Origin of the sequence: Kribbella sp. NPDC026611 (genome assembly GCF_040638345.1) — a bacterium.
Lineage (GTDB): Bacteria > Actinomycetota > Actinomycetes > Propionibacteriales > Kribbellaceae > Kribbella.
In genome coordinates this window covers 230,317-242,960 of sequence record NZ_JBEZYC010000003.1, presented here as the reverse complement: position 1 = coordinate 242,960, position 12,644 = coordinate 230,317, and the positions used below count along the sequence as shown (strand labels likewise).

13 protein-coding genes are annotated in these 12,644 nt (G+C 68.8%); 6 read left to right on the top strand and 7 right to left on the bottom strand.

Annotated features, from left to right (window positions below; genetic code table 11):
• The first annotated feature begins 99 nt into the window (after positions 1-99).
• Together AB0E69_RS13010 and AB0E69_RS13005 are read left to right on the top strand one after the other, a co-directional pair.
• The gene (locus AB0E69_RS13010) at positions 100-1,224 is read left to right on the top strand and encodes an LLM class flavin-dependent oxidoreductase (protein WP_360143549.1); all 1,125 of its coding nucleotides are present in this window, start codon (positions 100-102) and stop codon (positions 1,222-1,224) included.
• Positions 1,221-1,823, top strand: a complete 603-nt coding sequence (locus AB0E69_RS13005; protein WP_360143546.1) for an FMN reductase — start codon at positions 1,221-1,223, stop codon at positions 1,821-1,823. Before AB0E69_RS13010 ends, AB0E69_RS13005 begins: the two co-directional genes overlap by 4 nt.
• Here AB0E69_RS13005 and AB0E69_RS13000 read toward each other — a convergent pair.
• The gene (locus AB0E69_RS13000; RefSeq protein ID WP_360143543.1) at positions 1,820-2,587 is read right to left on the bottom strand and encodes a TetR/AcrR family transcriptional regulator; all 768 of its coding nucleotides are present in this window, start codon (positions 2,585-2,587) and stop codon (positions 1,820-1,822) included. The genes AB0E69_RS13005 and AB0E69_RS13000 overlap by 4 nt on opposite strands.
• 95 nt (positions 2,588-2,682) lie before the next feature.
• On the opposite strand from AB0E69_RS13000, the gene AB0E69_RS12995 reads away from it, so the two are divergent.
• Genes AB0E69_RS12995 through AB0E69_RS12985 form a run of 3 tightly spaced genes read left to right on the top strand, consistent with a single transcriptional unit; the run spans position 2,683 to position 5,320 of the window.
• On the top strand, positions 2,683-3,633 hold the full coding sequence (locus AB0E69_RS12995) for an ATP-binding cassette domain-containing protein (RefSeq protein ID WP_360143540.1): 951 nt from the start codon (positions 2,683-2,685) through the stop codon (positions 3,631-3,633).
• Positions 3,630-4,421 (top strand): ABC transporter permease, encoded by a 792-nt coding sequence (locus AB0E69_RS12990; RefSeq protein WP_360143537.1) that lies wholly within the window; start codon positions 3,630-3,632, stop codon positions 4,419-4,421. The genes AB0E69_RS12995 and AB0E69_RS12990 overlap by 4 nt, the downstream gene beginning before the upstream one ends.
• Before the next feature lie 17 nt (positions 4,422-4,438).
• Complete coding sequence (locus tag AB0E69_RS12985; protein ID WP_360143534.1) at positions 4,439-5,320, top strand: FkbM family methyltransferase; 882 nt, start codon at positions 4,439-4,441, stop codon at positions 5,318-5,320.
• Here AB0E69_RS12985 and AB0E69_RS12980 read toward each other — a convergent pair.
• Positions 5,310-6,077, bottom strand: a complete 768-nt coding sequence (locus tag AB0E69_RS12980) for an SDR family NAD(P)-dependent oxidoreductase (protein WP_360143531.1) — start codon at positions 6,075-6,077, stop codon at positions 5,310-5,312. The genes AB0E69_RS12985 and AB0E69_RS12980 overlap by 11 nt on opposite strands.
• 95 nt (positions 6,078-6,172) lie before the next feature.
• On the opposite strand from AB0E69_RS12980, the gene AB0E69_RS12975 reads away from it, so the two are divergent.
• Positions 6,173-6,712 carry a GNAT family N-acetyltransferase gene (locus AB0E69_RS12975; protein WP_360143528.1) on the top strand — a complete coding sequence of 180 codons (540 nt, stop codon included), beginning with the start codon at positions 6,173-6,175 and terminating at the stop codon, positions 6,710-6,712.
• A gap of 5 nt (positions 6,713-6,717) precedes the next feature.
• On the opposite strand, the gene AB0E69_RS12970 is transcribed toward AB0E69_RS12975, so the two are convergent.
• From AB0E69_RS12970 to AB0E69_RS12950, 5 genes are read right to left on the bottom strand one after another with little or no spacing between them, the layout of a single operon-like run.
• The gene (locus AB0E69_RS12970) at positions 6,718-7,533 is read right to left on the bottom strand and encodes a bifunctional allantoicase/(S)-ureidoglycine aminohydrolase (RefSeq protein WP_360143525.1); all 816 of its coding nucleotides are present in this window, start codon (positions 7,531-7,533) and stop codon (positions 6,718-6,720) included.
• Entirely contained in the window at positions 7,530-8,864 is a 1,335-nt protein-coding gene (gene allB, locus AB0E69_RS12965; RefSeq protein WP_360143522.1) for an allantoinase AllB, read from the bottom strand. The genes AB0E69_RS12970 and allB overlap by 4 nt, the downstream gene beginning before the upstream one ends.
• Before the next feature lie 22 nt (positions 8,865-8,886).
• Positions 8,887-9,969, bottom strand: a complete 1,083-nt coding sequence (locus tag AB0E69_RS12960; RefSeq protein WP_360143519.1) for a glycerate kinase — start codon at positions 9,967-9,969, stop codon at positions 8,887-8,889.
• Positions 9,969-11,744, bottom strand: a complete 1,776-nt coding sequence (gene gcl, locus AB0E69_RS12955) for a glyoxylate carboligase (RefSeq protein WP_360143516.1) — start codon at positions 11,742-11,744, stop codon at positions 9,969-9,971. Before gcl ends, AB0E69_RS12960 begins: the two co-directional genes overlap by 1 nt.
• The gene (locus AB0E69_RS12950; protein ID WP_360143513.1) at positions 11,744-12,628 is read right to left on the bottom strand and encodes a 2-hydroxy-3-oxopropionate reductase; all 885 of its coding nucleotides are present in this window, start codon (positions 12,626-12,628) and stop codon (positions 11,744-11,746) included. Before AB0E69_RS12950 ends, gcl begins: the two co-directional genes overlap by 1 nt.
• Positions 12,629-12,644 lie beyond the last annotated feature (16 nt).

The window sequence follows — 12,644 nt, the reverse complement described above, 5'->3', positions numbered from 1 at the left end:
CCGACGTACCTGGACACCCGTTCCGGTCCATGCCACAACGCCGGGCATAACCAGGCTCCGATGGTGGTTTAATAGTTAACTACCTACTGAGGAGGACGGATGCAGTTCGGGGTGTTCAGCGTCGGTGACGTCACCGAGGACCCGACCACGGGCAGAACCGTGAGCGAGGGCGAGCGGATCAAGGCGATGGTGCGGATCGCGACCAAGGCCGAAGAGGTCGGGCTGGACGTGTTCGCACAGGGTGAGCACCACAACCCGCCGTTCGTCCCGTCGTCGCCAACCACGCAGCTGGGGTTCGTGGCCGCGCAGACGTCCAAGATCATCCTGTCCACCGCGACTACGTTGATCACCACCAACGACCCGGTGAAGATCGCCGAGGACTACGCGATGCTGCAGCACCTGGCCGACGGCCGGGTCGACCTGATGATGGGCCGCGGCAACACCGGCCCGGTCTACCCGTGGTTCGGCGAGGACATCCGCAACGGCATCGCGCTCGCGGTCGAGAAGTACGCCCTGCTGCGCCGGCTCTGGCGCGAGGACGTCGTCGACTGGGAGGGCAAGTTCCGGACGCCGCTCCAGGGCTTCACCGCGACCCCGCGGCCGCTCGACGGCGTACCGCCGTTCGTCTGGCACGGCTCGATCCGGTCCCCCGAGATCGCCGAGCAGGCGGCGTACTACGGCGACGGCTTCTTCCACAACAACATCTTCTGGCCGCTCACCCACACCCAGCGGATGATCCAGCTCTACCGCAGCCGGTTCGAGCACTACGGCCACGGCGCCGCGGACCAGGCGATCGTCGGTGTCGGCGGGCAGGTCTTCATGCGGAAGAACTCGCAGGACGCGATCCGCGAGTTCCGTCCGTACTTCGACAACGCGCCGGTCTACGGCCACGGCCCTTCGCTCGAGGACTTCAGCCGCGAGACGCCGCTGACCGTCGGCAGCCCGCAAGAGGTGATCGAGCGGACCCTGAGCTTCCGCGAGTACTTCGGTGACTACCAGCGGCAGCTGTTCCTGATCGACCACGCCGGCCTGCCGCTGAAAACCGTGCTCGAGCAGCTCGACATCCTCGGCGAGGAGGTCGTTCCGGTGCTCCGCAAGGAGTTCGCGGCCCTCAAGCCGGCCCACGTGCCGGACGCGCCGACGCATGCTTCACTGAAGGTCGCCGCCGAGCGTGCCCGCGACCTGGAGACGATCAAGGAACCGGCTGAGGAGTCGACCCGATGAACGACAAGGTGATCGCCGTCGTGACGGCCGGGCTGACGACGCCGTCGTCGTCCCGGCTGCTCGCCGACCAGCTGGCCACCGCGGTCCAGGACGAGCTGTCCGGCCGCGGGCTCGGCTCGCGGGTCGAGCTGATCGAGGTCCGCGACCACGCCCGCGACCTGACCAACAACCTGCTCACCGGCTTCCCGACCGCCGAGCTGCAGAAGGTCTTGGACACGGTCACCGCCGCCGACGCCCTGGTCGTGGTGAGCCCGACGTTCAGCGCGTCGTACTCCGGCCTGTTCAAGATGTTCTTCGACGTCCTCGACGACCAGGCGCTGGCCGGCAAGCCGGTCCTGCTCGGCGCGACCGGTGGCACCGAGCGGCACTCGCTGGTCCTCGACTTCGCGCTGCGCCCGTTGTTCGCCTACCTGAAGGCGCTCCCGGTCGCGACCGGTGTGTACGCCGCCTCGACCGATTGGGGACCGGGCGCCGCCAAGCTCCACTCCCGAATCGCGCAGGCAGCGAGCGAGATCGGCGCCGCCCTGCAGCACGAGACACCGACGAAGGCGGATCCGTTCGACAACCCGACCCCGTTCGAGGATCTGCTGAACGGTTAGGCCGTGTCGATCAGCGGGGCGATTCCGTCCAGGATGCGGCCCAGGCCGAACGTCAGGGCGTGCGACGGGTCGATGATCGACTGGAAGTGCTCGCCGACCGCGGTGCCGACCCGGCCCGCGGTCGGGAACTGCTGAGCGCTACCGGCCATCACGGTCGCGAGCGTCGGCGCGATCTGCCGCCACCACTCCTCGTCGCTCAGTCCTGAGTCCCGTTGCAGCCGGACCTGCTCAGCTCCGGCGCGCGCGGTGCCTTGGACATGAGTCAGGACCAGCGCGAGGGCCGAGTCCATCTCGACGTCGGTCAGCCCGAGACCGTCGAGCGGCCGCAGCTCGGCCTCGTACTTCAGCGTGATGTTCGGCCCCAGCGCCGTTCGCATCGTCGGCACCTCGTGGATCCACGGATGCGCGGTCAGCACGTCCCAGTTGCGGTGCGCGATGAACTCGAGCGCCCCCCGCCAGCCGCCCGGTTGCCGGGCCGGCTCGTCGACGTCGGCGTACAGGTCGCCGTACACCCGGTCGAACATCAGGTCGGTCAGCTCGCCCTTGCCCGGGACGTGCGTGTAGAGCGACATGGTCCCGGCCTTGAGCCGCTCGGCGACGGTTCGCATCGAGAGCGCTTCGAGTCCGGAGACGTCGGCCAGCTCGACGGCCGCGTCGACGATCGCGCGCACGGTCAGCCCGGAGCGGCCAGGCTTGCTGTGGCTCCCCCAGAGCAGCGCCAGACTGCGCGCCGGGTCCGGCGCAGCCGCCTTCCTTCCCGCCAACGGAACCTTCTTCCACACCTTGTCGTTGTCCGCATCGTACCTGAGCCGTACAATGTACGGTACAGTCTACGACTCAACGACGGAAAGGTGGGTCAGTGACGGAGCGAGTGATCGAGGCCGCCGGCGTACGGAAGAACTACCAGGGCGGTGCCGAGGGTGCGGGGCTGAACGGCTTCGACCTGGAGGTCACGGCCGGCACGGTGACGGGTCTGCTCGGCCCGAACGGTGCCGGCAAGACGACAGCGGTGCGGATCCTCTCCACCCTGCTGGAGTTGGATTCCGGGACGGCGACGATCGCGGGGTACGACGTCCGCCGGCAAGGAGCCGAGGTACGGCGGCGGATCGGCCTGGTCGGGCAGTACGCCGCCGTCGACGAAGTACTCACCGGGCGGCAGAACCTGGTGATGTTCGGGCGGTTGAACCATTTGGGCCGGGCGACGGCGGTCCGGCGGGCGGACGAGCTGTTGGAACGCTTCAGCCTCACCGAGGCGGCCGGACAGGCGGTCAGCAAGTACTCCGGCGGCATGCGCCGACGGCTGGACCTCGCCGCTAGTTTGATCGTTTCACCGCGGGTGCTGTTCGTGGACGAGCCGACGACCGGCCTGGACCCGGCTGGGCGGATCGAGGTGTGGAGCGCCATCCGCCAGTTGGTCGACGGCGGGACGACGGTGCTGCTGACCACGCAGTACCTCGAGGAGGCGGATCAGTTGGCGAACCGGATCTCGATGCTCAAGGACGGGAAGGTGGTCGCCGAGGGGACGCCGGACGCGTTGAAGACGCAACTTGGCTCGGATTGGCTCGACCTGGTGCTCACCGATCCCGCCGACGTACCGCGGGTGGTCGAGCTGGCGAAACCGCTGGCGGACGGGGAGCTCCGCGTCACCGACGGACGGATCAGCGTGCCGGTGAAGGACCGCACCCGGGCGCTGGTGGTGATGGCCAACTCGTTGCATGAGGCAAATATCGAGCCGGCGGACATCACCTTGCGCAGACCGACGCTGGACGAGGTCTTCCTGCACCTGACCGGATCGGGGGTGGCGGCGTGAACAGCCTCGGATGGGCGCTCGCGGACAGCTGGACGATCGCGCGCCGGACGATCGCGCACTGGCGGATGCAGCCCGGGCTGATCGTGTTCACCTGGTTCTTCCCGGTGCTGATGCTGCTGATGTTCGGCGAGCTGCTCGGCGGCGCGATGGAATCGTCAGCCGATTCGTACTACGAGCTCCTCGTGCCCGGCATCTTCGCACTGGCGATGCTGTTCGGGCTCGAGGGCACGATGACCGCAGTCACCACGGATGTCTCGAAGGGCGTGACGGACCGGTTCCGCTCGCTGCCGATGAGCTCGGCGGCGGTGGTGCTCGGGCGGTGCATCGCGGACATGCTCGATTCGCTGGTCACCCTGACCGTGCTGGTCGCGACCGGGCTGCTGCTCGGCTGGCGCTGGCACGAGGGCCTGCCCTCGGCGTTGGCTGCCTTCGGCCTGCTGCTCCTGCTGAGGTTCGCACTGCTCTGGGTCGGAATCTTCATCGGTCTGACCGTGAAGAACGCGCAGAGCGTGACAATGGTCCAGGTGCTGGTCTGGCCGATCGGCTTCCTGTCCAGCTCGTTCGTCGCGACGTCCACGATGCCGGCCTGGCTCGGCACCATCGCGCAGTGGAATCCCTTGTCCGCAACGGCAACCGCGTCCCGCGAGCTCTTCGGCAACCCCGATCCCTCGGCCACCGCCACCTGGATCGGCACCCACGCCGAAACCGCCGCGATCCTCGCCCCGATCCTCCTGATCGCGGTCTTCCTTCCCCTCTCCGCCCACCGGTACCGCACACTCTCGCGCTAGCTGGGTAACGGGAGGGCATGGACCTCCATGACGGAAAGGCCCGGCGAGCGGCCTGGCGCCTGGTGCACGCAATCGAGCGCCTACTAGGTCCGCCTGCCGCCCGCCGGGCCGCCCACGCCATCTGCGCGTCGGAAGACGTTCACCGGGTCGCGCTCCGCGTCTCTCCTCGCGTCGCCGGAGAAAACCCACGGCTGACGAAGATCCCGCTGGCGTGGGCGACGACGGTCGACGTACGGCGCCAAGGCCTGAAGCTCCGACTCGACCTGCGGGACAACCTGCAGGCGATCCTGTACTACGCCGGCCGCTACGAGCCCGCGGTACATCAGTTCCTGCGCGCCGAGCTGCGGCCGGGCGACGTCGTCCTCGACGTCGGTGCGAACATCGGCGTGCATGCCCTGGCCGCCGCGCAACGGCTGAAGCAGCTCGGCGGTGGGCGGGCGATCGCGTTCGAGCCGGCCGCCGACAGCGTCGAGAAGCTGCAGGCAGCCGCCAAGCGGAACCACCTCGAGGTGGAGATCGTGCCGGCGGCGCTCGGCGAGCGAGCGGAGTACGCCGGACTGCACGCGGACAACAGGTACGACATCAAGGATGCCGGCGTGCGCTCGTTGTACGGCGACGGCGAAACGGTTCAGCAGGTCGAGGTGATCCGGCTCGATGAATGGGCCCAGGATCTCGACCGGTTGGACATCGTGAAGCTCGACATCGAAGGCAGCGAGCTCGCCGCGCTCTCCGGCGCCGCCCGGACGATTGAAAGGTTGCAACCGCGCGCCCTGCTGGTCGAAGACAAGCGGAGCGAGTCGAGCGCGCGGCTGCACGCCTTACTGCACGAGCTGAACTACCGGCCGACCGGCGAGGTCCTGGACCACAACGCGGTCTTCCGGCCGGTCGTCACGGGGTGAGCTGACCGCCGTTGACCTCGATAATCTGCCCGGTGACGTACGAGGACATCCGGTCCGAGGCGAGGTAGAGGATGGTGCCGACACACTCGTGCGGCGTACCGGTGCGGCCCATCGGGATGCCGGCGACCATGGTCTGCATCTGCGCGTCGCCGGTGTGCCGCTCGTGGAACGGGGTCTTGATCACGCCGGGGGCGATCGCGTTCACCCGGATGCCGTCCGGCGCGAGCTCCTTCGCCAGACCGCGGGTGAACGTGCTGACCGCACCCTTGCTGGTCGCGTAGATGACCGACCCGCCCGCACCACCGGTCCGGCCGGCGATCGAGGTGACGTTGATGATCGATCCACCACCCTGGCCCTTGAACACCGGCACGATCCGCCGGCTGAGCGCGAACACCGAGGTCAGGTTCACGTCCATGATCCGGTGGAACTCGTCGTCGGGTACGTCGGCCACCGCGGACCGGCTGACCAGATCACCGGCGTTGTTGACCAGTACGTCGATCCGCCCGTGCCGCGCGAGGACCTCGTCGATGAACGCGTCCGCCGCCTTCGGATCGGCGAGGTCCGCCTGGTGCAGGGACGCCGTACCGCCGGCCGTCTGCACCGCCCCCACGGTGTGCTTCGCACCCTCCTCGTTGCGGTGGTAGTGCAGCGCGACCGTCGCCCCGGTCTCGGCGAAACCGACCGCCGCCGCGGCCCCGATCCCACTACTCGCCCCCGTCACCACAACGACCTGATCCGTGAAGTCCAGATATCCCATGCCCCCATCCTGCCCGACTCACCACGGCAGCGACCTCACACTGTGCGGCTCCTCGCTCAGGGTTACCGATGATCGGGGCGGGGTAGATTCGATGGATGGGATACGTGCTCGGGCAGCTGGGGCTCCGGCGGTGGCGTACGGCCGACGCATTGCGACTCGCCGCGGCGCACCGGGATCCCGACATGGAGACGCGGAACGGCATCGTCGACCGGGCCTCGGCGGTGGACTGGATCGGCCGGGTCGCGGACCTCGACAACGGGCACGTGTACGCCGTCGCGGACGCCGACGACCACCCCATCGGCTGCGTGGCGGTGACGAACATCGACCGGCACCGGGTCGGCTGGACGTGGTACTGGACGCTCGCCGAGGTCCGCGGACAGGGCGTCGCCCGGGACGCGCTGCGGGCGCTGGCCGGTTGGGCCCATCACGATGCGGGCCTCTACCGGCTCGAGCTCGGGCATCGGCTGAACAACGTCGCGTCCTGCGCGGTCGCCGGGTCAGCCGGCTTCCTCTACGAGGGCACCGAGCGGCAGCGGCTGATGTACGACGGCGCCCGGCACGACGTCGAGCGCCACGCGCGCCTCGCCTGCGATCCCCTCACTCCGCCAGACCGAGCGGTCTCCATCTCAGCCTGACGACCTCACAGCATGAGCTTGGGGTGCCGGTTGACGTCTTTGTAGAGCAGGTACCGGAAGCGGCCGGGACCGCCCGCGTAGCAGGCCTGCGGGCAGAACGCGCGCAGCCAGAGGAAGTCGCCCTCCTGCACCTCGACCCAGTCCTTGTTCAGCAGGTAGACGGCCTTGCCTTCGAGGATGTAGATCCCGTGCTCCATCACGTGCGTCTCCGGGAACGGGATCACCCCGCCCGGCTCGAACGTGACGATGTTGACGTGCATGTCGTGCCGGACGTCGTCCGGGTCGACGAACCGTTGGGTCTTCCAACGACCGTCGGTATCCGGCATCTCGCGGCCCTCGACGTCGTTCTCGTTGGTGACCAGGGCATCGGGTACGTCGATACCGTCGACGCGCTCGTACGCCTTGCGGACCAGGTGGAACGTGGCGTTCGCGGCACTCGTGTTGCGGACGGTCCAGTCGCCGCCAGGCGGCAGGTACGCGTACCCGCCGGGCGTCAGGTCGTGCTTGTCACCCGCGACCGTCAGCGTGAGGTTGCCGTCGACAACGAACAGCACGACCTCGGCGGCCGGGTCGGTCTCCGGCCTGTCGCTGCCGCCACCCGGCGCGACCTCGACGATGTACTGCGCGAACGTCTCCGCGAAGCCGGACAGCGGCCGGGCGAGCACCCACAGCCTGGTGTCGTCCCAGAACGGGAGCCGGCTGGTGACGATGTCGCGCATCGTGCCGCGGGGCAGGACGGCGTACGACTCGGTGAAGACCGCGCGGTCGGTGGTGAGGTCGGTCTGCGGCGGCAGGCCGCCCTTCGGAGCGTAGTAGCTCATCGTCGTTCTCCTCGGGTGAGCAGGCGGCCGCGGGGGTCGGCGTCGGTGTCGACGGGTACGCCGCGGAGCCAGGTGCCGCGGACGACCCCGTCGAGGGTGCGTCCGTCGTACGGCGTGATCGCGTTCTTGTGCTGGAGTTTCGTCGCGTCGACGACGAAGGTTTCGTCGGGGGCGAGCACGCAGAGGTCGGCGTCGTACCCGACCTCGATGCGGCCCTTGGTGCGCAGACCGGTCTGGGCGGCCGGGGCGGACGCCATCCAGCGGGTGACGTCGGCGAGGGTGAAGCCGCGGCGGCGAGCCTCGGTCCAGACCGCGGAGAGGCCGAGCTGGAGGGAGGCGATGCCGCCCCAGGCGGTGCCGAAGTCGCCGGTGTCGAGGTGCTTGAGGTCGATCGTCGACGGCGAGTGGTCGGACACGACGAGATCGATGATGCCGTCGCGGAGGCCGTCCCAGAGTTCGTCGCGGTTGGCGGCCTCGCGGATCGGCGGGCAGCACTTGTACTGCGTGGCGCCGTCGGGGATCTCCTCGGCGGTGAAGGTCAGGTAGTGCGGGCAGGTCTCGGCGGTGATCCGAACGCCGTCGGCTTTCGCGTCGGCGATCAGCGGGAGGACGTCGGCGGAGGAGACGTGCAGGATGTGGACGCGGCAGTTGGTGCGTTGGGCCAGCTCGATGACGTCGGCAACGGCTTTGTTCTCCGCCGCGCGCGGGCGGGAACGCAGGAAGCCCTGGTAGCTGGTGCCGTTGGCCGCGTCGATGTGGTGGGCGTCCTCGGCGTGCACGATCAGGAGCCCGTCGAAGGTGGCGATCTCCTTCATCGCCGCCTCGAGCTCGGCGGGGTCGAGGGGTGGGAACTCATCGACGCCGGAGTGCAGGAGGAAGCATTTGAAGCCGAAGCCGCCGGCTTCGTGGAGCGGGCGGAGGTCCGCGACGTTGCCCGGGATCGCGCCGCCCCAGAAGCCGACATCGACGTACGCCTGGGTCTCGGCGGTCTTCCGCTTGAGCCTCAGGGCCGGTACGTCGCAGGTCGGCGGGATGCTGTTGAGCGGCATGTCGACGATCGTCGTGACACCGCCGGCGGCCGCCGCTTTGGTGGCGGAGGTGAAGCCTTCCCACTCGGTGCGACCGGGGTCGTTGACGTGCACGTGGCTGTCGACGAGACCAGGCAGAAGTACCTCGTCGGCTCCGAGGGTGATCGTATCGGTCGCGGCGAGGTCGGCGTCGTACGGCGCGATCGCGACGATCCGGCCGTCGCGCACGCCAACTGCGCCCGCCTGCACACCCGCTACCGTGACGACCTGCCGACTCCGAATCACGAGGTCCAGCACGCTCATGCCATACCCCTCTCGGTTCCTGTCATCGTAGGTGCTCTTTCGCGATCCGCTCCCCAACCGCCTGCAGCAGGGGAATCGGCTCTGCAATACATCTCTGCAGGTCAGGCTGCAGCTCGTTGAGTGAGTAAGCCGCCCGCACCCCGGCGGCTGTCAGCTGCTCTGGCAGCAACCGGTTGATTCCACAGACTGCCACCAGAGGCACCCCGGACGCTCGCGCCGCAGCAGCTACCCCCGCAACCGCCTTGCCGTGCAGAGTCTGCTCGTCCAGGGCGCCTTCCCCGGTGATCACCAGATCTGCGCCGGACAGCTGCTCACGGAATCGGACCATGTCCAGGACCAAGTCGATGCCGGGCCTCAGTTCGGCTTTCAGCAAGGCGAGGGCAGCAAAACCCACACCTCCAGCGGCACCCGCGCCCGGAGTGTCCCGCAGGTCTTGTCCTGTCTGCTCGGCGACCTGCTCGGCCCACGCGGTAAGCCGCCGGTCGAGCTCGGCCACCTGCTCGGCGGTGGCGCCTTTCTGCGGACCGTACACAGCTGCCGCACCACGTGGTCCGGTCAGTGGGTTGTCTACATCGCACGCAACAATGACGCGCACACCTGCCAACTGCTCGCCCACCTGCACCAGCGATTGCTCCGACGGTTCAATGCCGTAGGCCCCGCCCGCCAGAGCCTGTACGAGCCCGGTGCCTCCGTCGGTTGACGCACTGCCGCCGATGGCTAGGATCACGCGGGTGCAGCCCGCGTCGAGAGCGGCGGCCATCACCTGACCCATCCCGTAGGACGTTGCCGCCATGGGTTCTGGAACGCCGCCAGGCAGTCGCACCAAGCCGCAAACGTCCGCGAGCTCGACCACCGCAATGTCGCCCAACCGCGCGTAACCGGTGGAGACAGGCCGCCCGGTGGGGCCGGACGCGACCACAGGCACCAGTTGATAGCCAGCGGCAACGGCAGCCGCCAGCGTCCCGTCGCCTCCGTCCGCCACCGGGACGGAGGCGACCGTCGCCGCGGAGTGGACTCGCCCCACCCCGGCGGCGACCGCGGCTGCTACCTCCGCGCTCGTCAGGCTTCCTTTGAACTTGTCGGAGGCAACAACCACGCGCACCATCAGTCGAGCAGCGCCAACGCGGTCGGCGCGTCCTCCGGCGTACCGGCGACGTCCTCGAACTCGACGATGTTGTCGATCTCCAGGCCCATTGAAACGTTCGTGATGCGTTCCAGGATGATCTCGACGACGATCGGGACCTGGTGCTCGACCATGAGCTTCTTGGCCTGCTCGAGCGCCGGCAGGATGCCGTCCGGCTCGAAGACCCGGAGCGCCTTGCAGCCAAGACCTTCCGCGACCTTCACGTGGTCGACGCCGTACCCGTTGAGCTCGGGGCTGTTGATGTTCTCGAACGACAGCTGCACGCAGAAGTCCATGTCGAAGTTCCGCTGCGCCTGCCGGATCAGGCCGAGGTAGGAGTTGTTCACCACGACGTGGATGTACGGGATGTTGAACTGCGCCCCGACCGCCAGCTCCTCGATCAGGAACTGGAAGTCGTAGTCGCCGGACAGCGCCACCACCGTGCTCTCCGGATCCGCCACCGCGACACCCAGCGTCGCCGGCACGGTCCAGCCCAGCGGCCCTGCCTGCCCCGCGTTGATCCAGTGCCGCGGCCGGTACACGTGCAGCATCTGCGCGGCCTGGATCTGCGACAGCCCGATCGTGCTGACGTAGCGGACGTCCGGCCCGAACGCGCGGTTCATCTCCTCGTAGACCCGCTGCGGCTTGATCGGCGTGTTGTCGAAGTGCGTCTTGCGCTGCAGCGTCGTACGGCGCTCGCGGCACTCCGCGGCCCACGCCGTACGGTCGGCCAGCCGGCCCTCGGCCGCCCACTCGCGCGCGACCTCGACGAAGACCTCGAGCGCGGCGCCCGCGTCCGACACGACCCCGTAGTCCGGCGCGAACACGCGCCCGATCTGGGTCGGCTCGATGTCGACGTGGATGAACTTCCGCCCGGACCGGTACACGTCCAGTCCACCGGTGTGCCGGTTCGCCCACCGGTTCCCGATGCCGAGCACCAGGTCGGACGCCAGGATGGTCGCGTTTCCGTACCGGTGCGACGTCTGCAGCCCGACCATCCCGGCACTCAACGGATGGTCGTCGGCGATCGCGCCCCAACCCATCAAGGTCGGAACCACGGGGATCCCGGTGAGCTCCGCGAACTCGACCAGCAGCTCGGCCGCGTCCGCGTTGATGATGCCGCCACCCGCCACGATCAACGGCTGCGCCGACGCGTTCAGCATCGACAGCACCTTCTCCGCCTGCGCCCGGGTCGCGGCCGGCCGCGCGACCGGCAGCGGTTCGTACGTTTCAATGTCGAACTCGATCTGCGCCAGCTGCACGTCCAGCGGCAGGTCGACGAGCACCGGACCGGGCCGGCCCTCGCGCATCACCTGGAACGCCTTTTGAAAGGTTCCAGGGACCTGAGCCGCCTCCATGACCGTGACCGCCCACTTCGCGACCGGCTTGGCGATCGCGGAGATGTCGACGGCCTGGAAGTCCTCCTTGTGCAGCTTCGCGACCGGCGCCTGCCCGGTGATGCACAGGATCGGGATCGAGTCGGCGGCGGCGGAGTACAGCCCGGTGATCATGTCGGTCCCGGCCGGTCCCGACGTACCGATGCAGATGCCGATGTTGCCGGCGCGCGCCCGGGTGTAGCCCTCGGCCATGTGCGACGCGGCCTCGACGTGCCGGGCGAGCACGTGCTTGATGCCGCCGTGGTCGCGCATCGCGCTGTAGAACGGGTTGATCGCGGCGCCGGGCAGACCGAAGGCCTGCGTCGAGCCTTCCTTCTCCAGGATCAGGACCGCGGCGTCGACTGCACGCATCCGGGCCATCAGCTGAGCTCCTTGCCGGACAGCCGCTCCACGCCGCGCAGTAGGGACGAGTGGTCGAGCCCACCGTCACCGTTCGCCCGCGCCGACGCGACCAGCTGCGCGACCAGGGCACCGAGCGGTACGACGACACCCGCCTCGCGGGCCGCGGCCGTCACGATGCCCATGTCCTTGTGGTGCAGGTCGATCCGGAACCCGGGCTGGAAGGAGCGCGACAGCATGTTCTCCTTCTTCTGGTTCAGTACGGCGGACCCCGCAAGACCACCGCCCAGTACGTCGAGGGCCGCCTTCGTGTCCACGCCGTACGCCTCCAGGAAGACAACTGCCTCGGCGACGGCCTGGATGTTCGCGGCAACGATCAGCTGGTTGGCGGCCTTGACCGTCTGGCCGGACCCGCTCGGGCCGACGTGCACGACGGTCTTGCCGACGACGTCGAAGAGCGGCTTGGCAGCGGCGAAGTCGTCCGCCTCACCGCCGACCATGATCGACAGCGCGGCGTTCTTCGCGCCCGCCTCACCACCGGAGACCGGTGCGTCCAGCAGGCGGAAGCCGAGCGCCCGTCCCTGCTCGGCGAGCTGCTGTGTGACGTCGGGCCGGATGCTGGAGAAGTCGATGATCAGCGTGCCGGTCTCGGCCTGCTGGAAGACGCCGTCCTCACCCTCGAGCACGTCCTGGACGTCGGGCGAGTCGGGCACCATCACGCAGATCACGTCGGCGCCCTTGACCGCGTCGCCGATCGAGGTGGCGGCCCGGCCACCGGCCGCGACGAGCTCCTTGGCCCGCTCCGGGCTCCGGTCCAGGCCGACGACCGTGTGGCCGGCGTTGGCGAGGTGGACGGCCATCGGGTTCCCCATGATCCCGAGGCCGATGAAAGCGATGTTGGTCATGTGAAGGCTCCTAAAA